Here is a 19,347-nt window from a genome sequence, read left to right as displayed (position 1 = left end):
AAGAAATGATATAACCGAGGCATAAGCAAAATATTAGGAAGCTTATAGAAACGGTGATATACTCAACGTAATCATGAAAGGTTTTAAAAGGAGGAATGAAATAATGGCAATTATCAATGCTACTGACCAGACATTTGCTAAAGAAACGGCAGAAGGTCTAGTACTTGCAGATTTTTGGGCGCCATGGTGTGGTCCATGTAAAATGATTGCACCAGTACTAGAAGAAGTTGATAGCGAAATGTCTGATAAAGTTCAAATTGTAAAATTAGATGTAGATGAAAACCAAGAAACAGCGGGCAAATTTGGTGTGATGAGTATTCCAACACTGTTGTTGTTTAAAGATGGTCAAGTTGTAGACCAAGTAATCGGTTTTCAACCCAAAGAGGCATTAGTTGATTTAATTAACAAACATGCTTAAAAAATGATATACTATTCAATAGAATAGAAAATAAGAAAATCCCTTGTTACTCATAGTGACAAGGGATTTTCTAGAGTCATACAGCACAGAACATGTCTGTTAAGGGAATGAGTGTTAGATGAACCAGAATATAAAAGATAAATTAGCGGTTTTACCTGCTAAACCAGGCTGCTATTTAATGAAAGATAAATACGAAACGGTCATTTATATTGGAAAATCCAAAGTATTAAAGAATCGGGTTCGTTCTTACTTTACAGGAGCTCATGATCGAAAAACGCAGCGATTAGTTCAGGAAATTGAAAGCTTCGAGTACATCGTAACGTCCTCAGAAATAGAAGCACTTATTTTAGAAATGAATTTAATTAAAAAATACGATCCTAAATACAATGTTATGCTGAAGGATGATAAATCGTATCCATATTTAAAGATTACTGCAGAGCGTCACCCAAGGTTACTAATTACGAGGAAGATAAAAAAAGATCGAGGAAAATACTTTGGACCATATCCAAATGTAATTGCAGCTAGAGAAACTAAAAAATTATTAGATCGATTATATCCTCTACGAAAATGTAATAACCCTCCTGGACGTCCTTGCCTGTACTATCATATGAATCAATGCTTTGCCTGCAGTGACAAACCACCGACGAAAGAAGAATACGCAACTATCGTGCAAAGTGTTTCATCCTTCTTACAAGGTGGGTTTAAAACAATAAAAAAAGATTTAACGGAGAAAATGTATCAAGCGAGTGAACAATTAAATTTTGAAAGAGCTAAAGAATTAAGAGATCAAATCCACCATATTGAATCTGTCATGGAGCAACAGAAGATGACCTTGAATGACCAGACGGATCGAGATATTTTTGCCTACAGTTATGATAAAGGGTGGATGTGTATTCAAGTGTTTTTTATTCGGCAAGGGAAGTTGATTGAACGTGATATTGCTGTTTTTCCGTTTTTCGATGAGGCAGAGGAGACGTTCATCAGTTACGTTGGACGCTTTTATCTTCATCAAAATCATCCAAAGCCGAAACAAATTCTTGTCCCGCTTGGTACTAATGTAGAGCTGTTAAAGGATTTATTGAAAGTGGATGTGCATACGCCGTTTCGCGGTAGAAAAAAAGAGTTGGTTAAACTCGCTGAGGAAAATGCACGAATCTCATTGCGTGAAAAGTTTTCTATAATTGAACGTGATGAAGAAAGAACGATTGTAGCTGTAGAGCATCTAGGGGAACAGTTAAATATCGAGACGCCACATCGTATTGAGGCGTTTGATAACTCCAATATTCAAGGGACAGATCCTGTTTCGGCAATGGTCGTTTTTATAGATGGGAAACCAGCGAAGAACGAATATCGCAAGTATAAAATTCGTGATGTAGATGGACCTGATGATTATGAAACGATGAGAGAGGTTATCCGGAGGAGATATACGAGAGTACTCAAAGATAAATTGCCACTACCTGATTTAATTATTGTAGATGGTGGAAAAGGGCAAATGAGTGCCGCACTGGATGTGTTAGAAAACGAGTTGGGGCTTGATATTCCTCTATGTGGTTTGGCAAAGGATGATCGCCATAAAACAAGTGAGCTATTATACGGTTTTCCACCTCATGTTATTGATTTGGATCGCAAATCGAATGAGTTTTATCTTGTGCAACGAGTACAGGAGGAAGTGCACCGTTTCGCCATTACGTTTCATCGTCAGCTACGTGGGAAAAATGTGGTGCAATCAGAGTTGGATAATATCCCAGGTGTTGGTCAAAAACGGAGGAGATTGTTGTTAACGCATTTTAAAACGATAACCGAAATAAAACAAGCTAGTATCGATGAATTCACGAAATTAGGAATACCACGTGATACAGCGGAAAATATTATCAATCATTTTCAAACCGCCAAAACAGAAAAGCAGTAGCACCATTCGTTCGGGTTCTACTGCTTTTTTGGTGCTGGTGATTTTTTAGTTATGTTTCGTATTCAGCTTATTGATATCACTTCAATCTGGTAGCTCCTTGTCGGAGTAAGAGTGCTTATGTTCTGACCAAGCTCGTTAAGCTAATACATTACTCCATGTTAATCCGTTGAAAACATCGCCTTAAATTCAACTTGATGAATCCTTTTGTTAATTGATTCTATACATTCACAATCTCTATTTTCAATTTGCAAAAGAGCTTCTGCCAAGAACCCAGCTTCCAATCTGAAATCAGTCGGGAAAGGGGCTTGCAAGCGAAGCGCAACCGCGTCAGCCATCAATTGAAAAGTGATAGATTTGCGCTTATCTTTAACCATTTCTAATTGCCCCCAGCCTAAAAGGGCGAATAAACGGATAATATCTTCCATCGTCTGTATATCAAACTTCCGTGCTAGTTTTCTACCCATGAAATATAACAATGTATGGGATTCTTTTCCTAATAATTCTGGTAAGCTAATATATCTTAAAATATCATATCCTGCACCTTCTGTATGTAATGTTTCTAATTCACTAACGGATATTACCGTTTCCTGTTGATTTATCAATTGTGTCATCCTCTCTACTAATAATCACAAGCAAGAAAGATATAAAAAGCGCTTCAAGTCAAAACAATACAGCTTATTAACGTATTAACATAGTCGATGTGCGTAAAAATAATCTACCCAATAACCATCATAAAAGGTATGTATGAAAGTCGATATGTACATCAAAATCTAATATATTTGTGATTGTTTAGTCCTTTGTGTCCCTTTAAATAAGGGGTTAAAAGTCCGTATCTATTTTATGTACTTACATTAGTAACTGAAGACAAAAGCACATAGAGCTATTTTTTCTGTATTCAATACCTATATTATCTATAAAACTAGGGATGCCCGCAAGTAGGGTACCACATTTTATCGGACTTCTTATAGTTTATCATAATTAGGTCAACTACTAAATGATGTAATTTATTTTATTTCGCATGTAGCTGACAGTAAGTTCCGCACTACCATCCTTAGAATATGTGGGCGGGGGGCAACTGTCAAAAAATGCTCGATTAAGACAAGTGCCGTGTTATAGAGAAATGCTTCTAGTAAATATGGTATGTGTGGTTTGGAAGCATGTATAACTAACACTCAGAAAGAGAAGATCCTTGGTTGGAATTCCATTTTATCAGACTTTATTTAGTCTGCAACAGGAACCCAAGCGATTCTTCTATTTCTTATCCTGAGATGATTGTTTTGTAGTTAGTAGTTTAATATAAAGAAGAGTTCCTTTAATGTGAATATTTTTAACGCATGCAAAAATAGAAATAAAGGTACCGTTTTCTTGACGCTTGAAACAGTTAGAAGTACAATAAACATGTCACAATTGTACAATGTCAACTCGTCGTACTTTCCTTTTTTGAGAAATGTAAGAGTTGAACTTTTAAATATGTACAACATTATGAAACTAACTACTGATCAAATTAAGGGGGGGAACACATTGACAGAGCATCGTGAGTTTCTAACAAGAAGATTGCACTCGTTATTAGGTGTAATTCCAATCGGTATTTTTTTGATTCAGCATTTAGTGGTGAATCATTTCGCTGTTTATGGGGAAGAAAATTTTAATAAAGCAGCGGAGTTCATGCACAGTCTTCCATTTAGACTAGTATTGGAGTTTGGAGTTATTTTCATCCCAATTTTGTTTCATGCGATTTTAGGGGTATATATTGTTTTTGTAGCACGAAACAACATGAGAAATTATAGCTTTTTCCGTAATTGGATGTTCTACTTACAGCGAATAACGGGAATCATTACATTTGTCTTTGTTGTATGGCATGTGTGGGAGACTAGAATTCAATTAGGATCAGAAGGAGCAGACTACAGTCTCATGGAAGGAATTCTTTCCAATCCATTTATGTTCTGGTTCTATATGATTGGTGTTCTATCTACTATTTTTCACTTTGCTAATGGTCTATGGAGCTTCTGTGTGACATGGGGGATTACACAAACACCTAAGTCACAGAAAATTGTTACATATGCAACGGTGATTGTCTTCTTGGCGTTGAGTTATGTTGGGGTAAGAACAATCATCACGTTTGCGTACGGTGTCTAATTTAAAGGAACAGGGAGTGGGTGACAAGTTATGAATAAACGAAAAATTGCCGTAGTTGGCGGAGGTTTGGCTGGCTTAATGGCAACAATAAAAGCAGCAGAAGCAGGAGTAAGTGTTGATTTATTTTCAATTGTTCCTGTAAAGCGCTCTCACTCTGTATGTGCTCAAGGTGGAATAAATGGTGCAGTCAATACGAAAGGGGAAGGAGACTCTCCTTGGCTTCACTTTGATGATACAGTGTATGGTGGAGATTTCTTGGCAAATCAGCCGCAAGTAAAAGCGATGTGTGACGCAGCACCTGGAATTATACACATGTTTGATCGTATGGGTGTTATGTTTAACCGTACACCGGAAGGATTGCTGGACTTTCGCCGATTTGGTGGAACACAAATGCACAGAACAGCATATGCAGGGGCAACCACAGGGCAACAATTGCTTTATGCGGTAGATGAACAAGTACGTCGCTATGAAGTAGAGGGCCTTGTTACAAAATATGAAAACTGGGAATTTGTTCGGGCGGTAATTGATGAAGAAGGCGTTGGTAGAGGAATCGTAGCTCAAAATGTGAAAACACACGAGATCAAAGCATTCCCGTCTGACGCAACTATTTTTGCCACTGGTGGACCTGGAATTATCTTCGGTAAATCTACCAATTCAATGATTAATACAGGATCTGCTGCCAGCAAATTGTATCAGCAAGGGGCAAAATATGCGAATGGCGAATTTATTCAAATTCATCCAACTGCCATCCCAGGTGATGATAAATTACGATTAATGAGTGAATCTGCTCGTGGTGAAGGTGGCAGAATTTGGACATATAAAGATGGAGAGCCATGGTATTTCTTAGAAGAGAAATATCCAGCTTATGGAAACCTTGTACCAAGAGATATCGCAACACGTGAAATATTTGATGTATGTGTTAATCAAAAGCTTGGTATTAACGGTGAAAACATGGTGTATTTGGATCTATCTCATAAAGATCCGAAAGAGTTAGATATAAAGCTAGGCGGAATTATTGAGATTTATGAGAAATTTGTTGGCGAAGATCCTCGAAAAGTGCCGATGAAAATCTTCCCTGCTGTCCATTATTCTATGGGTGGACTGTGGGTTGATATTAATCAAATGACTAATATTCCTGGGATTTTTGCTGCGGGAGAATGTGATTATTCGCAGCATGGTGCTAATCGACTTGGTGCTAACTCACTATTGTCGGCCATTTATGGTGGGGCTGTTGCTGGTCCAAAAGCAATGGAGTATATTGAAGGTTTAGATAAACATGTGGATGATTTGTCAGCTAACTTATTTGAAGAAAATGTAAAAGTTGAACAAGATAACTTTGATAAGTTAATGAGCATGGATGGCGAAGAAAATGCCTATCAACTTCATAAAGAGCTTGGTCAGTGGATGACCGACAATGTTACCGTAGTGCGTGAGAATAAGAAATTACTAGAAACAGATGAAAAGATTCAAGAGCTACTACAGCGTTTTGAAAACATTAATATTAATGATACATCTCGTTGGAGCAACCAAGGTGTCATGTTTACACGTCAACTGGAAAACATGCTTCATCTAGCTCGTGTCATTACACAAGGCGCTTATAATCGAAATGAGAGTCGCGGTGCGCATTATAAGCCAGAATTTCCGGACAGAAATGATGAAGACTGGTTAAAAACCACTATTGCAGAGTTTGATATGGAAGAAAAGGCACCAAAGTTTTCTTATGAGGATGTCGATATTTCATTAATTAAGCCTCGTAAGCGCGACTACACGAAAAAAAGCGAAGGGAGTAAGTAAGAATGGCTGATAATAAAACAATTACGTTTATTATAACTCGACAAGACAGCCCTGATTCTAACTCCTATAAAGAAACGTTTAAAGTACCATATAAGCCAAATATGAACGTTATTTCTGCATTGATGGAAATTAGACAAAATCCGGTTAATGCAAATGGGGAGAAAACGACACCAGTACAATGGGATATGAACTGTCTCGAAGAAGTATGTGGTGCATGTTCCATGGTGATCAATGGGGTTGCAAGACAATCTTGTGCAGCACTCGTGGATCAGCTTGACCATCCGATCCGCTTAGAGCCAATGTCAACATTTCCAGTTGTTCGTGATTTAATCGTTGACCGCGAACGCATGTTTGATGCGTTAAAACAAGTGAAAGCGTGGATACCAATCGATGGTACACATGATTTAGGTCCTGGTCCACGTATGCCCGAAAAGAAACGCCAATGGGCTTACGAATTATCTAAATGTATGACATGTGGCGTCTGTTTGGAGGCTTGTCCAAATGTGAATGACAAATCCAATTTCATTGGACCTGCTGCCATATCACAAGCTCGTTTGTTTAACGCACATCCAACCGGAGCGATGAATGCAAGTGAACGGTTAAATGGATTGATGGAAGACGGGGGTATTGATGGTTGCGGAAACTCGCAAAATTGTGTGCAAGTATGCCCTAAAGGTATTCCATTAACAACCTCTATTGCTGCAATGAACCGAGCTACAAACATTCAAGCGTTTAAAAACTTCTTTGGAAGTGACAACGCACATTAACATCTAGTTTTGACAAACGGCCCTCTGCCTCTAACCAGGCTCTGGGCTGTTTTTCCACTTGAAAAAGTGAGAAATTTTCGAATAGCGGTTGTTTTGGCGATTTTGTTTATTTATCCACGTGCACATTCAGGCAATATTATTGCTCCACATTATTTGACGTCGGGAAATATTTTTCATATGCAGCCTGGGGAAGTCATAATGTAAATTCCAGCATACTAGTAAAAGGGGTATTAACATTAACTCGTGTATAAGTTAACATGTTGACTAGGAAATCTATAATGTCTCTTTGCTTTTGGCATAGGACAAGTAGGTAGTTAGGTGGAAAAAGGTAGCTAAAATAGTATGTTTTTTTGATAACGAATTACATAACTGTGCAAGTATGAAAGCTCAATAGCCGTGAGAGCATTCTAAGCCAAAGCATTATATATCTAATTGATGAGGTGAGTGAAAGCATGAGAATTTCTTATATAGAAGATTTAAATCAGTGGCGATCGTCATTTTCATTTTCCATCCCGGTTACAGTTCGTTTTTCTGAAACAGATTTATTCGGACACATGAACAATACAGCAGCGTTTATTTATTTTGAACAGGCTAGAATCGAATTTTTAAAAGCAGTTGGCATCTTTGACGGCAATTTGAATACCGATGGCATCCCCGTAGTATCTGATCTGCAATGTGATTTTTTAAAACAATTGTACTTTGATCAAACCGTTGATGTGTATGTAAAAGCGCACCATGTCGGCAGATCATCTGTTGATATTCATTATATGGTACTAGACGACAAACAAGAAATAGCCTTAACAGGACGAGGAAGGCTTGTCTATATTCATGCAAAAACAGGCAAGCCGGTATCATTGGAAGCATCGATGAGAGCTGCATTGTTAGAAAAGTAAAACCTATAAATTGGATCGTTTCGTGTATGTCTTTAGTAATAGTTCATACAGATTCCTGTGTTAAGTGTGGGCTTAATGAGTGAAGTGGTGTGGTTGCTTCATTTCCACAGAGGAAATAAGCCCTTCCAGGAATACCAGTTGAGATTGTGAGGCTTAGGGTTTGGGTTTGCGAAATATGTCGAAATCCTCCATCAAGATTTTTGGCGTTTAAAGGAGTTTATGCTAAAGATAAAACAAATAATAAATAGGAAGATAAAAACGTATTCAAAAAAACCTATTTTGTTCTGTTTATATAACACATGCAAACGGTCTTCCATTAAAGTTGCTCTTCGTCCGTAAAATGATCCTTATAATTGACAAAGCTCATCCTTTGATTTCCATACATTTTCCTCCGTCTATATTGAAAGTCTCTAATTACGCAAACTCGGCTTCCCATTACGGAAAGCCGAGTTGATTAGAGCTTTAATTCCCCCATACGAAGGAGCTCTACAACAGCCTGTGAACGCCCCTTGACACCTAGCTTTTGCATAGCATTTGAAATATGGTTTCGGACTGTTTTTTCTGATATGAATAATTCCTGGGCAATTTCTTTTGTGGTTTTATCCTGTACTAATAGTTCGAATACTTCTTTTTCCCGTTTGGTTAATAATTGCTTCGGTTTATACTCGTTGTCCTTCAAATGGTAACCCCTCCTTGCTGTCAATAGAGCTGCAAAATGAAGGGAAATTATTTAGTCAATAATAGCTTATGTGAAAGCAATTAAACGGTGCGTACATTTATAAGGGTTAACTAAAATCTTCTTAGCAGTGAGATTAATCAACAAATTCAAGCCAGATGGGCCCCTACATGAGATGAGTACTCTTGCTTTTAGCTCCAGGTTTGTAACAGCCTTCTCTTAGCGGACAAACTTTCCATTTTTCCACGTCAAAATAATAGGTATCTGTTTGGTTCTTAGCGACCCCTTTCTTTCCTTGGCGTGCTTTCCGAATCGCCAAATGTCCAGCTTTACAGACATACATTCCTGCATCTTTATTAAATTCAAACTCATCTTCTTTTTTACCTTGTGTAATGGCTGGGTTTAATTTCGCTACTAAATCTATGTCATTTTTATGGGTGTATTCTATATTACCCTTCTCTGTATAAGCTGTATCTCCAATAATTGTTTCTACTTTTATACCGGCTTTCATACTTCTTTCAATTAGTGTTTCTAGTTGATGACATGGTAACATAATGAATCATTCTATTTCATCTCATGTTACCAAATCAAAGAGGCACCATAAAGAAAAAACTCTTCTAAAAATGGACAGAGACACGCGGTAAGAGCCATGACGAGGAGGATAGTGAAAATGATGACTGCTTTTTTAATTTCTAAGTTACATGGTCTAACTCCACCGTCTTTAGACGGTATCCGCTTTTAGCCTTATCTTTAGCTGTCCATACTAAGATATGAGGTGAAAAGTATGGACGGATATAAAAAGAATAGCCATGCAGTATATGATATATATAATATTAAAATATCACGTTATTTGGGTAACCAAGTATCGATATAAAGTATTACGTGGAGAAATAGCCGTAAGAACAAGGGAACTAATAAGACAGGGGGTGTGAAGCAAGAGGATTAACCATCTTGCAAGAAAGTGTTGGAAAAGAGCATATTCATTTACTACTAACATGTCCACCAAGTCTTGCGCCAAGTAAAATCATGCAATACTTAAAAGGAAGGTCCTCTCAATTACTTCAAGATCCATTTCCAGAGTTGAAAAAGAGATACTGGGGACAGCATTTGTGGACAAGAGGATATTTCTGCGCAACAGTAGGCAAAGTGGATGAAGAAACGAACGATATATTCCAAATAGAAGATTGAGTTCAGTCAACGTTTAACGTGCTTTAGCATGGGATTTCAGATGACTTGAGTCTTTACCATCGTCTTTAGCGAAGAGCCACATTTTTTTGCTGTTCTCTTATACTTCTTTTTCTTCTTCAAATCTTCTTTAATCCACTTATCTACTATCTGCTTAACTGAATCCATCACCCGTGCTTTTCGTTTTTGCTTTCTCTTTCTTCTGAACTCTTCCTGATTTGCATACTTACTAACTGTACGTGGGTCAACTTCCATTTTTCTTGCCACATCTGCATAGGTTTCACCTTTTTGACTTACCTCATGTCTGATATAATTAAATGCCAGTCCCTACATTATTAGTTTGCCATAAATAATCAAAAGGTGATGAATTTCAAAATGTTTTACTAATATCTAACACATTTGATTTTTTGACTCCTCCTAAATTAGATGAAAACGAAGAACATCGTATTCAGTATGTAGGTATTAATAGAGCCATGGATAGACTATTTATAGTAACACCTAAACTATTAGAAAAGGATAAAAAAATAATTAAAGAAAATTTTGACATCCAAATAATATATTTGTGAAAATGTATTCAAAAGTATTTTTTATTCAACAAACGGGCCAGATTGTTGAAGATCAAAGATATAAAATGATCAAATTTTTTTATAAAAGTTCAACCAAAATGGGCTGGAAAAATTAACAAAGTATAACCAAATATGCAAGTGATTACTATTAAAATAATTCCCAACTTGCCAAAAAAACAATTAAAGTTATTGATGTTTTTAAGGGAACTGTGTCGTTTTATGACGATTTAAAACCTAACTCCAGCTCCAACTCCAACGTTACTGCGCAAACTGATAATACTCAAAGTATTGTTGTAGTTACAGGTGATGAAGCGTAACGGTATTCTTCGATGAGGATAAGACTGCATTGCAGACAAATAAAATGTTAGTGACCAAGAATGGGGTAGGAAATTTCCGAGTTGAGACGTATTTGGACGGAACGCTTGTTAATTCTGAGGATACTGGGATTTCTTATATCACAGATGAAGAAATACTTGCAGAAGAGCCGGTTGACTCTGGAATTCAACCGATGGGTGTAGGCGCAGTGCATCTTGTCTTGTAGCAGTGCTTGGCGTTGGTGGTACGACGGCTTATATTATTGCGGTTGCGTGTGGTGGTTCGTGTGCAGCACCGACACCAGTGACTGACCCGTATGTGCTACATGTATTGGTGCATATGCAGTGCTTGTGCTGGTGGTATCGCTAGAGTGGTAGCTTGTTTCAAGTATTTGTGAGGTGATTTGATGAACAAGGTTTTGGCGACTTCGATTTTAGGAATGGGTTTAACTGGTGCCGTTTTAATCATCTCGATCGCACTGTTATTTAAATCTCCAATAGGAAATGTGTTGAAGGTGGTTACCGCTGCTTCAGTAGTAGCTTTTGTTATATTCGCTGTTTCAGCTTTAGTATTTCGTCGGCGGTTAGATGAAAAAAGAGAGTAATATATTTATTAAATTAATAAAGTCGGTATTAAGGAGTAGACAAATTTGTCTACTCTTTTGTTGTTTGTTCTATGTGTGGTTGGTGCGGATACCCCCGAGTTTGGATAATAAATACTCTTAAACTGTGTGAGATACATATCAAATATCGTGCTCCGTGCGTGCGATGTGGATTACGTCATAATGTTACATAATATGTTTACGATTGTATACACAGTGTAAGCCGGAAAGGGCAGCGCTTGATTTAACAGAAGCGGTTACAGGTTACAAGATCATTAGGATTGGATTATTAAAGGCAAGAAAATTGGCACATGGAATTTAACGATTAAGGCGTTTTCCATTATACCAGCTAATAATTGCCAATACTAATGGATGAAAGTAACTTAATATTCATGTTATACTAAAAAACAGGCAAACTGAATAGCCTTTTATTTAAAAGGCAAAAAATTAATAACTAGAGTCTAATGCGCCTTAATTTTGATCTACGAAGACTTCTTGGTGTTTTAATATCGCATAAATCCAATGAGCAAGCTTATTTTCACAAGCGATTATAGCGACTTTATGTGGTTTTCCTTCATCGCGTTTACGCTGATAAAAAGCAGTAAGTTTCTTGTTTCGATTTCTTGCTAAACCGCATTGTACAGCCATGTATAGAGATTGTCGCAATCGTGATGAGCCTCTCTTTGTAATGCGATTAATTGAAGCTTTGTACTTACCTGATTCAAAGACAGATGGATCCAATCCGGCATAAGGAACTAGCTTTTTAGGTTTTTCAAACAGTGCTACATCTCCGATTTCGGATAAGATTGTTGCCAATATCTTATCACCGATTCTCGGAACGGATTGGATAATCTATAGTCTTCAAAAGACTGTGCTAACACATTTATCTCTTTCTGTAATTCCGATAAATGTTCTTTATACAAAAGAAGTTGAATATACATACACAAACTTACAAGTTGTCCATGGCTATTTGAGATTGAAAAGGATTACGCTCTGTTGCTTCTTTCAGTTGCGCTGACCTAGAAAAAAATAGAAAAGTACAAGGGCTACACAACTTAGATTCATTGAAAACCTCATTTTCTCAAATAAATATATTACAAGATACTAAGCATTTTTCACATTTTTATAGCGTGAAACTATTTAAGACCTACTTGTTTGACCTAATAAAAGGTCAAACAAGGCTTATACCATTCAAAATATAACTTAAAGGAAGTTGATCCATAAATGGGACTTGTAGTAATCTTAGCTGAAAAACCAAGCCAAGGAAAAGCCTATGGCGATGTGTTTCAAAACGTCAACAAACAAGACGGGTATCTAGAAGTACAAGATAGTCGTTTTTTTCATGGAGAAAAAGCATATATTACTTGGGGATTTGGTCATTTAGTAGAACTTGTGCCTCCCGAAACGTATAACCAGACATGGAAGAAATGGGATTTGAATAAGTTGCCCATCATGCCTGATGCGTTTCAGTTTCAAGTAGCCAAAGATAAACGAAAGCAATTTCAGGTGGTAAAACGTTTATGCGACCAAGCGAAAGGTATAATTATCGCCACAGATAGTGACAGGGAAGGGGAAAATATTGCGAGAAGTATTCTTCAACAAGCTGGTGCAAGCTATAAACCGATAAAACGATTGTGGATTAATTCTTTGGAAGTGGAAGAGATTGAAAAAGGGTTGCAGCATTTACAAGATGGGAATAACTATATTCCTTTATATAAAGAAGCACAAACAAGACAATATAGTGATTGGATAGTCGGCATTAATGCTTCTCGTTTATACACGCTACTTTTACAAAAGCAAGGGTTACAAGGGGTATTTAGTGTCGGACGCGTACAAACGCCAACGCTCTATTTGATTTATAAACGTCAAGAAGAAATTGCAAACTTTACGTCCCAGCCATTTTTTGAGCTGGCAGGAAATGTGACGATACATGAACAAAGCTTTGAGGCTAAGCATAATCAGCGCTATGATACGAAACAAAAAGCGATGGCTGTTTTACAGTCGTATGGGATTCAAGAAGGCGAGCAAGCTGGGAGGGTAAAAGAACTAGACAAGGCACAAAAGAAAACGAGGGCCCCGAAGCTGCATTCTTTATCTACTTTACAAACAAAGATGAATAAACAACGGAAGTATAGTCCATCTATGGTGCTAGAGATTGTTCAAGGGTTGTATGAAAAGAAATTGGTCACCTATCCTCGAACGGACTGTCACTATATTACGGAAAATGAATTTGCTTATGTGAAGCAAAACTTGACTGCGTATCAAAATTGTTTAGGCGTTTCTTTTTCTGTGAAGTATCCCGAAGCAAGAAAATCCTACGTAGACAACTCGAAGGTGCAAGAGCACTACGCCATTATTCCAACTAAACAAGTTCCACAGCTGGATCGTTTGGCGGAAAAAGAAAGGCATGTGTATCGAGAAATTTTAGCGACAACCTTGGCCATGTTTGCACCCGATTATGAATATGAAGAAACAAAAGTAACCATTGATGTACGTGGGTTAAGCTTTTATAAAACAGGAAAAGTAGAAAAGAATCGAGGATGGAAGGTTTTATTTCAACAGGAAAAGCAACAGCAAAAGGAACAACATACGCAGCTTCCTACCATGAAACAGGGCGATGCTTGTATGCTAGACGTATTCATTAAAGAAGGAAAAACGCAACCTCCGAAGCCGTATACGGAGGGGAATTTAATTCAAGTGATGAAACATGCAGGGAAGGAAGTTGAGGATGAAGAGGCAAAGCATATTCTCAAGCAAAAGGAAGGCATTGGAACAGAGGCTACTAGGGCAAGCATTATTGAAACGTTAAAACACCAACAGTATATTGAAATAAAGAAAAATGTCGTGTACGTAACATCAAAAGGGAAAATGCTTTGCCAAGCAGTAGATGGGACATTGCTAGCCAGTCCAGAAATGACCGCAAAGTGGGAAACCTACCTAGCTAAAATAGGGAGAAAGGAAGGCTCTCAAGATAAATTTGTAGCTAATATAAAGAAATTTGTTGCTTATTTATTGGAACAAGCACCTAACCAAGTGGCAACGCTAAAAGGTGAAATCAACCAGGTAACAGAGAATTCCTATGTTAGCGATTGTCCGATGTGTCAAACAGGTAAACTGCAAGATAAGGGGAAATTTTACGGATGCAGTGGCTATCAAAAGGGATGTACATTTAGCCTTCCCAAAACAATGTTAACGAAAAAGTTGCCACAAACAGCTGTTCAATCTCTTTTAAAAGGAAAGCGAACGAATTTGATCAAGGGATTTAAAAGTAAGAAAGGGAAAAAGTTCGATGCGTATCTAACGTTGGACTTAGAAGGGAAAATAACCTTTGAATTTCCGAAGAGGAACAAGGGGAAATCGTAGTTTTCTATTTTGGGTGAGGTTAGAGCTGTGCCTTAAGCTAACACAGCTCTAACTTTCTTACCTACACGCAAGATATGCCTCCAGTTATCTCACAAACTGTATAAATTTTAACTAAACAACCTTTCACCAAAACCCCTGTTTCAGTTTAACATGTTCATAGTTCGCCTTGTAAACACGATCCATTTCTTGAAGCTGAATGATGTTCTCTATAAAGCGGTTCATCAATGCATGACTTGCTTTTCCATCAAAATGTTGATTGACTTTGGTTAAAATATTCTGATGTTTTTGGGAAAGTGACCCAACTGCGTAACTATGTTCGAAGTGCAATTTTGTAATATCTACATTCTCTTCTAAATCCAGTTTGATTTTTTTCTTTAACGCTTCTTTTTGCGCATTGGTTTCCAAATAATCTTTCCACCAATCACTCATACTACTCATTACCACACCACCCCTTATTGACGTATTTGGAGCCATTGGGCAAGTATTTGATCCATTTGTTTAAAATCTTTACTCATTTTTTCCATGTTATAAGCTATTTCCCCCGTATCATGTTGGCTTTTTCGCAGTTTTTCCAGAAGATGTTCAAATTCATTTATATCAATTAATAATGGTGTACCATCACTCTCAACATCCACTAGTTCACGAAAAATTTCATCGACATGAGCAGTGTTTAATTTATCGTATTTTCCTGAACCGACCCTATTTCTGTATGTATTTCTTAACTCTTTCATTGTAGCTAGATGGTCGTCAAGCAATCTGGTTAGTGCAATTTTAGTGGATGTGATTAATTCCTCACTCTCTTCCATCTCCATGGCCAATTGATGCATAAGCTCTGTTTGAATACGGATATGAAAGTCATGAACGCCACTATTTTTCAATTCCAGTGGAGAGGATAGCAATTGCCCCCAGATATTTTCACCGTATAATAAGTGGGGGAGGAAATACCCTTCTTTATTATACATATCCTCGCTTACGTAGTTCTTGATACGATGTGTCTTAAGGGTTTTTCCTTTGTTCTCTGCTGGATCACCGACATAATATACAGAACCAACAGAGTGCTCATAAAACGTCCCCACGAAGTCGTCGGGGTACGTGTAAGAAATAATATTATCTTTAAATTCCCCATTTAAAGCCCGTTTTTGATCTTCTTTGGATAACAGATCAAACACGTCAGCTGAAGCAAACGTAACGGCGTTTGAGTCATGTTTGACAGCGAAATACTGCGCAAGTCCTCCACCTAGAGAGTGTCCTGTAAAAACGATGTTGTTCGCTCCATGTTTTTTTACATATTTTTCAACAATGGGCGCAGCTTCTGTAAATTGATTTTTATTCGTATACGTGAGGGTTTTATCTTTGGAGTTGAGCTTTGCCCTTCCTGTTGTTAAAGCAGCGTCTTGAGATGGAGTTGCTAGATAAGGTGTTTTTCCGTATTCTTTTTTGGTATAATCGGAATCACCAAGAATAATTCCATGGAGATCTTCTTCATAATCTTTAAGAGAATCTGGTTCTGTTCCTCTGAAACTGATAACGATTTCATTTGTAGCGGGGTTTTGGAGTACGTAACCGTCTAATCCAGTATCAGGGTTTTTAATGGTTTCGGAAATTTCCCACTTTATTTCTTGTTTTTTAATATTTACAAGAATATAGTTAGAATGATCCTTATAATTTTGTCTGGAAATCTCCGCAAATTCGTAATCGCTTATCTTTGGCATAGGAAAACTCCTTTAAAAATATGAGGTGACTTTATGAGAAAATTAATTTTTATAATTATAATAATTATACTATTAGGAGGTTGTAATGTGAACTCGTCCAGCAATAATTACGATGAAAAGATTATTACAAAAGCAAAAAACACTGTGGAAAGCTATTTGGTAAACAATTACCAAAATATAAACGAAATCGAGTTCAGTGACGACACAAATGATCCAATGGGTGGCTTAATGATTAGTGGAACTATAAATAATGAAGTAGGTTTTTCTGCTAGTGTTGACCCTGAAAAATTTGTGGTTAAAAGCTTAGGAACAGATGAAGGTTTCCCTCCTAAAAAAGAAGAGTGTGAAGGTAAGGTCTGCGACTATTAAATGAAAATATTATAAATATAAAATAAAACTCCTAGTATATTATTAATATAAGGTCATCTGTTCTATCTCTCAAAAGCTTTGAACAATGTATTTTTTTTGTTCTAAGCTTTTTTTATTTGTCGAAATAAAGTTGTATAGTTGGAGTTACCAAGAAGTAACTCTGGCTTTTACTGTGGAATTTACCATTTTTTATCCTCCATCTTTTGATATTAGTTCAGTTAGGATGTGATACGAATGAAGAAACTTTTCATTCCAACAATATTTACTGTCACAATTATACTATTAGGGGGTTGTAATGTGAAATCAAACAATGAAACTTATGATCAGGCAACGAAAGAAAGGGCTCAAGAAGCTGTTGTGCAATATATTAAGAATAATTATGAGGGGATAAAGTCTGTCGAGATTGTTGACATCTATCAAAGTCCGATGGGGGGCTTGACCGTTGATGGAATCATTAATGAAGGGGAAGCTGATTTTTCAGCTGGTGTAGAAAGTAATTATAAAGTGGGCAGCGTAGGGTTGAGTGAAGGGTTTCCAGAAAGGAAAGAAGAATGTAAAGAAAAAGAATGCGACTATTAGAAAATTATAAACAGTAAACCAGATATACTTTTTGCATACGAATTCTATACGAAAATCAATGATTTACATGATACATTAATAACATAGGTCATCCCCCTAAAAAGCTGTGAGCAAGGTACTTCTTGTTCACAGCTTTTTCTTTTTATCTAATTACAGAATGTAGGAGGTGCAATTTTAAGGCCAACTGTATTTTTAAAAACAACAATTAACAATTGGAAGGAGAATAAGAAAATGAACACAGAAAAAGATCTAAGAAGAAAGTATAGTGATCTTCTATTTGCCAAACAAAATGAACAGAGGTATCCAGATCAAAAAGGCTATGTAAAAAAGCGTGAGAAGATAGAAAGACAATATTGGGATGCCGTACTTAAATCGAAGTTACCAAAAGAGCAGTTAGAAACCATGGAAAAACAGGTGATCAATGAGCTTGAAGAATTTGCTGAATTGTACAAGCAAAATGTGGAGAATGATTTAGACAGTGATAAAGAGAGACAAACTTTTAGAGAGCTGTTTAAACATAAAGTTCTGGAAGATATAAGTGAGCATGAGCCAAAACAGCAAAAAGAAGAGTCTCCATTTAATAAGCAGCAATATGAAGCCAAAGCGAAGGAATTTGAACAAAGATATGGTTATGACGTTGTTTATGCGCTTAAGAGAGAGGTATTAGATGAAATCAAAGAAATGGATTTAACGCCAGCTCAACGGGAAAAACTTCAGCAGATAGAAACGGAATTAGAAAAAGAGAAAAAATGCACCAAGAATTAGCCGACACGCAAAAAAAAACAGAAAACAAGAAGCAAATATCCAAAGAACAGGAAATAGAACGATAGAAGCTCCCTTTAAGCAGAGGGAGTTTTTTAATGGAGTTGAAGGTGAGTATACGCGTAATAATAAAATAGACAAAAAACAACAAGTTGAACAATTGACGAATGAAATGGATCAGGCTATTGAGGATTATTTTGCAACTCCTGAACAGCTCAAAGAATATTTAAGTTAAGTGTAATATATCTCAGTATATAGTATAAGTGATAAAGAATCGTTAATTCTATTACAGTATATAAATTAGTATAACTTATTCACTGCCTATAAATTCATTTCAGAATAAACATTCCATATATTTTTTACTTTTAGTATAATGCAACTAAAGGGGTTACATTGAAATGATTACCAATGGGGATAGGAGGGGATGTTCATTAAGGCGCTTTATGTAAGCGACCTTCATAGCTATATTGACAAAACCATATCACAGCTAGAACAAATACATACACAAGTAAAAAACATCCAGAAGAGCATAGAGGGCATTATAGCTTTGGAGGATGCATTTAAAGGGAAAACGGCTAAATTCTATTCGAACCTTCTATCAAGAGGTACACATGCCATTTCTGTTGTTCCTAGAAGGTTTTATTGCGAATTACTCCGATACTTTACAGGAAATGAAAAAGTCGGTTCGGGACATGGAACCAAACAAAGATGGGGTTATTCGTGAGGATTTTCTTTCTCAAGATGTGCAACGAAGTTTTGAACGAATGGAACAGATTACCATGGCGTTAACGGATGAGGCAAATGCTGTTCTTCAGTCTGTAAGGGATATCGTTGACATTCCCAATACAAACGATGGGGAATTCCTAGATAAAGTACAGCATGCGAAAAAGCTGAACCGTCAGACGATAGAGAAGCTCCACGCTTTTGATCGCCATAATACAGCTAAGCTAGAACCCGTAGAACAAGATATACGAACGATGAAGAATTATATTAGTCAAATCCGTGAGCTAGGAAACAATGGGAAGTTACGTATTGATAGGTATCAAGCAAGGCAACTAGCTGATCAAAAGTTTCATCAAGAACTTATGGATGGGCTAATGAGAAATAGTACAAAAAATGCCCTACATTCGGAAGTGATACTGAGTGAACTGTTAAAATTTGCTTCTTCCAGATTTATTCCATTTGCAACTACAGTGATTAACTATTTGCAAAGATACTTTCGGTTTAAGACAATGATTATAGTTACAAGTCGTTACAAGCGGTTATTGCAGCAAGTGGAGATCAACTAACTACAAATGAATT

At 36.9% G+C, this 19,347-nt stretch carries 20 protein-coding genes and 4 pseudogenes; 17 read left to right on the top strand and 7 right to left on the bottom strand.

Annotated features, from left to right (window positions below):
- Positions 1-103: 103 nt before the first annotated feature.
- Together trxA and uvrC are read left to right on the top strand one after the other, a co-directional pair.
- Positions 104-418: a thioredoxin gene (gene trxA / locus BKP57_RS02320; RefSeq protein WP_050353311.1), complete on the top strand. Its 315-nt coding sequence runs from the start codon at positions 104-106 to the stop codon at positions 416-418.
- Between the two features lie 118 nt (positions 419-536).
- Positions 537-2,327 (top strand): excinuclease ABC subunit UvrC, encoded by a 1,791-nt coding sequence (uvrC, locus tag BKP57_RS02315; protein WP_050353310.1) that lies wholly within the window; start codon positions 537-539, stop codon positions 2,325-2,327.
- A gap of 158 nt (positions 2,328-2,485) precedes the next feature.
- Here uvrC and BKP57_RS02310 read toward each other — a convergent pair whose 3' ends face one another.
- Positions 2,486-2,929 carry a YslB family protein gene (locus BKP57_RS02310; RefSeq protein WP_232231305.1) on the bottom strand — a complete coding sequence of 148 codons (444 nt, stop codon included), beginning with the start codon at positions 2,927-2,929 and terminating at the stop codon, positions 2,486-2,488.
- A gap of 919 nt (positions 2,930-3,848) precedes the next feature.
- On the opposite strand from BKP57_RS02310, the gene BKP57_RS02305 reads away from it, so the two are divergent.
- The 4 genes from BKP57_RS02305 to BKP57_RS02290 all read left to right on the top strand — a co-directional run bounded on the left by BKP57_RS02305 (position 3,849) and on the right by BKP57_RS02290 (position 7,917).
- Positions 3,849-4,463 carry a succinate dehydrogenase cytochrome b558 subunit gene (locus BKP57_RS02305; RefSeq protein ID WP_232231304.1) on the top strand — a complete coding sequence of 205 codons (615 nt, stop codon included), beginning with the start codon at positions 3,849-3,851 and terminating at the stop codon, positions 4,461-4,463.
- A gap of 30 nt (positions 4,464-4,493) precedes the next feature.
- Entirely contained in the window at positions 4,494-6,257 is a 1,764-nt protein-coding gene (gene sdhA, locus BKP57_RS02300) for a succinate dehydrogenase flavoprotein subunit (protein ID WP_072740929.1), read from the top strand.
- 2 nt (positions 6,258-6,259) lie between these two features.
- Complete coding sequence (gene sdhB, locus BKP57_RS02295) at positions 6,260-7,024, top strand: succinate dehydrogenase iron-sulfur subunit (RefSeq protein ID WP_050353308.1); 765 nt, start codon at positions 6,260-6,262, stop codon at positions 7,022-7,024.
- A gap of 452 nt (positions 7,025-7,476) precedes the next feature.
- Positions 7,477-7,917, top strand: a complete 441-nt coding sequence (locus BKP57_RS02290; RefSeq protein ID WP_072740928.1) for an acyl-CoA thioesterase — start codon at positions 7,477-7,479, stop codon at positions 7,915-7,917.
- A gap of 454 nt (positions 7,918-8,371) precedes the next feature.
- Here BKP57_RS02290 and BKP57_RS02285 read toward each other — a convergent pair whose 3' ends face one another.
- Positions 8,372-8,596: a helix-turn-helix domain-containing protein gene (locus BKP57_RS02285; protein ID WP_010651078.1), complete on the bottom strand. Its 225-nt coding sequence runs from the start codon at positions 8,594-8,596 to the stop codon at positions 8,372-8,374.
- 178 nt (positions 8,597-8,774) lie between these two features.
- Positions 8,775-9,128: pseudogene (locus BKP57_RS02280) on the bottom strand (IS5/IS1182 family transposase); the annotation flags it as partial.
- Between the two features lie 274 nt (positions 9,129-9,402).
- Between BKP57_RS02280 and BKP57_RS23365 the strand changes: the two are divergent.
- Both BKP57_RS23365 and tnpA read left to right on the top strand, forming a co-directional pair.
- Positions 9,403-9,525, top strand: a complete 123-nt coding sequence (locus BKP57_RS23365; RefSeq protein WP_373688312.1) for a transposase — start codon at positions 9,403-9,405, stop codon at positions 9,523-9,525.
- 19 nt (positions 9,526-9,544) lie between these two features.
- Complete coding sequence (tnpA, locus tag BKP57_RS23360; RefSeq protein WP_373314183.1) at positions 9,545-9,781, top strand: IS200/IS605 family transposase; 237 nt, start codon at positions 9,545-9,547, stop codon at positions 9,779-9,781.
- A gap of 36 nt (positions 9,782-9,817) precedes the next feature.
- Here the strand turns inward: tnpA and BKP57_RS02270 are convergent, their stop codons facing one another.
- Positions 9,818-10,033 (bottom strand): hypothetical protein, encoded by a 216-nt coding sequence (locus tag BKP57_RS02270; protein WP_050353305.1) that lies wholly within the window; start codon positions 10,031-10,033, stop codon positions 9,818-9,820.
- Between the two features lie 110 nt (positions 10,034-10,143).
- Between BKP57_RS02270 and BKP57_RS21855 the strand changes: the two are divergent.
- From BKP57_RS21855 to BKP57_RS02255, 3 genes and pseudogenes are all read left to right on the top strand, one after another.
- Positions 10,144-10,344 (top strand): annotated as a pseudogene (locus tag BKP57_RS21855) (UvrD-helicase domain-containing protein); the annotation flags it as partial.
- A 361-nt stretch (positions 10,345-10,705) separates the two neighbouring features.
- On the top strand, positions 10,706-10,885 hold the full coding sequence (locus BKP57_RS02260) for a hypothetical protein (protein ID WP_156875264.1): 180 nt from the start codon (positions 10,706-10,708) through the stop codon (positions 10,883-10,885).
- A gap of 180 nt (positions 10,886-11,065) precedes the next feature.
- A complete protein-coding gene (locus BKP57_RS02255; RefSeq protein WP_050353303.1) occupies positions 11,066-11,263 on the top strand; it encodes a hypothetical protein in 198 nt (65 codons plus the stop codon).
- A 468-nt stretch (positions 11,264-11,731) separates the two neighbouring features.
- Here BKP57_RS02255 and BKP57_RS02250 read toward each other — a convergent pair.
- A pseudogene (locus tag BKP57_RS02250) lies at positions 11,732-12,275 on the bottom strand (transposase); the annotation flags it as partial.
- A 209-nt stretch (positions 12,276-12,484) separates the two neighbouring features.
- Between BKP57_RS02250 and BKP57_RS02245 the strand changes: the two are divergent.
- Positions 12,485-14,623 carry a type IA DNA topoisomerase gene (locus BKP57_RS02245; protein WP_072740927.1) on the top strand — a complete coding sequence of 713 codons (2,139 nt, stop codon included), beginning with the start codon at positions 12,485-12,487 and terminating at the stop codon, positions 14,621-14,623.
- A 123-nt stretch (positions 14,624-14,746) separates the two neighbouring features.
- Here BKP57_RS02245 and BKP57_RS02240 read toward each other — a convergent pair whose 3' ends face one another.
- Positions 14,747-15,061, bottom strand: a complete 315-nt coding sequence (locus tag BKP57_RS02240) for a hypothetical protein (RefSeq protein WP_072740926.1) — start codon at positions 15,059-15,061, stop codon at positions 14,747-14,749.
- 14 nt (positions 15,062-15,075) lie between these two features.
- Positions 15,076-16,335 carry a Tle-like phospholipase domain-containing protein gene (locus BKP57_RS02235; protein ID WP_072740925.1) on the bottom strand — a complete coding sequence of 420 codons (1,260 nt, stop codon included), beginning with the start codon at positions 16,333-16,335 and terminating at the stop codon, positions 15,076-15,078.
- Between the two features lie 33 nt (positions 16,336-16,368).
- Here BKP57_RS02235 and BKP57_RS02230 point away from each other — a divergent pair, with 33 nt between their 5' ends.
- The 5 genes and pseudogenes from BKP57_RS02230 to BKP57_RS02210 all read left to right on the top strand — a co-directional run bounded on the left by BKP57_RS02230 (position 16,369) and on the right by BKP57_RS02210 (position 19,334).
- A complete protein-coding gene (locus tag BKP57_RS02230) occupies positions 16,369-16,704 on the top strand; it encodes a DUF1433 domain-containing protein (protein WP_083547179.1) in 336 nt (111 codons plus the stop codon).
- Between the two features lie 297 nt (positions 16,705-17,001).
- Entirely contained in the window at positions 17,002-17,283 is a 282-nt protein-coding gene (locus tag BKP57_RS02225) for a DUF1433 domain-containing protein (RefSeq protein WP_050353298.1), read from the top strand.
- 231 nt (positions 17,284-17,514) lie between these two features.
- Positions 17,515-18,048: a hypothetical protein gene (locus BKP57_RS02220; protein WP_072740923.1), complete on the top strand. Its 534-nt coding sequence runs from the start codon at positions 17,515-17,517 to the stop codon at positions 18,046-18,048.
- 421 nt (positions 18,049-18,469) lie between these two features.
- A pseudogene (locus BKP57_RS23355) lies at positions 18,470-18,565 on the top strand (hypothetical protein); the annotation flags it as partial.
- A gap of 34 nt (positions 18,566-18,599) precedes the next feature.
- Positions 18,600-19,334, top strand: coding sequence for an LXG domain-containing protein (locus BKP57_RS02210; RefSeq protein ID WP_072740921.1), 735 nt, complete (start codon positions 18,600-18,602; stop codon positions 19,332-19,334).
- Positions 19,335-19,347: the final 13 nt, after the last annotated feature.

Origin of the sequence: Virgibacillus sp. 6R, assembly GCF_001895305.1 — a bacterium.
GTDB lineage: Bacteria > Bacillota > Bacilli > Bacillales > Amphibacillaceae > Virgibacillus > Virgibacillus pantothenticus.
This window is presented reverse-complemented; position numbering and strand designations above follow the sequence as displayed.

Bases quoted from the DNA above. Each gene is read 5' to 3' on its own strand.
- BKP57_RS23365 (WP_373688312.1), top strand. From the start codon at position 9,403: ATGCAGTATATGATATATATAATATTAAAATATCACGTTATTTGGGTA.
- BKP57_RS02245 (WP_072740927.1), top strand. From the start codon at position 12,485: ATGGGACTTGTAGTAATCTTAGCTGAAAAACCAAGCCAAGGAAAAGCC.
- BKP57_RS02255 (WP_050353303.1), top strand. From the start codon at position 11,066: ATGAACAAGGTTTTGGCGACTTCGATTTTAGGAATGGGTTTAACTGGT.
- trxA (WP_050353311.1), top strand. From the start codon at position 104: ATGGCAATTATCAATGCTACTGACCAGACATTTGCTAAAGAAACGGCA.
- BKP57_RS02290 (WP_072740928.1), top strand. From the start codon at position 7,477: ATGAGAATTTCTTATATAGAAGATTTAAATCAGTGGCGATCGTCATTT.
- BKP57_RS02235 (WP_072740925.1), bottom strand. From the start codon at position 16,335: ATGCCAAAGATAAGCGATTACGAATTTGCGGAGATTTCCAGACAAAAT.
- BKP57_RS02270 (WP_050353305.1), bottom strand. From the start codon at position 10,033: ATGGAAGTTGACCCACGTACAGTTAGTAAGTATGCAAATCAGGAAGAG.
- BKP57_RS02230 (WP_083547179.1), top strand. From the start codon at position 16,369: ATGAGAAAATTAATTTTTATAATTATAATAATTATACTATTAGGAGGT.
- BKP57_RS02240 (WP_072740926.1), bottom strand. From the start codon at position 15,061: ATGAGTAGTATGAGTGATTGGTGGAAAGATTATTTGGAAACCAATGCG.
- sdhB (WP_050353308.1), top strand. From the start codon at position 6,260: ATGGCTGATAATAAAACAATTACGTTTATTATAACTCGACAAGACAGC.
- sdhA (WP_072740929.1), top strand. From the start codon at position 4,494: ATGAATAAACGAAAAATTGCCGTAGTTGGCGGAGGTTTGGCTGGCTTA.
- BKP57_RS02210 (WP_072740921.1), top strand. From the start codon at position 18,600: ATGCATTTAAAGGGAAAACGGCTAAATTCTATTCGAACCTTCTATCAA.
- BKP57_RS02260 (WP_156875264.1), top strand. From the start codon at position 10,706: ATGTTAGTGACCAAGAATGGGGTAGGAAATTTCCGAGTTGAGACGTAT.
- BKP57_RS02220 (WP_072740923.1), top strand. From the start codon at position 17,515: ATGAACACAGAAAAAGATCTAAGAAGAAAGTATAGTGATCTTCTATTT.
- uvrC (WP_050353310.1), top strand. From the start codon at position 537: ATGAACCAGAATATAAAAGATAAATTAGCGGTTTTACCTGCTAAACCA.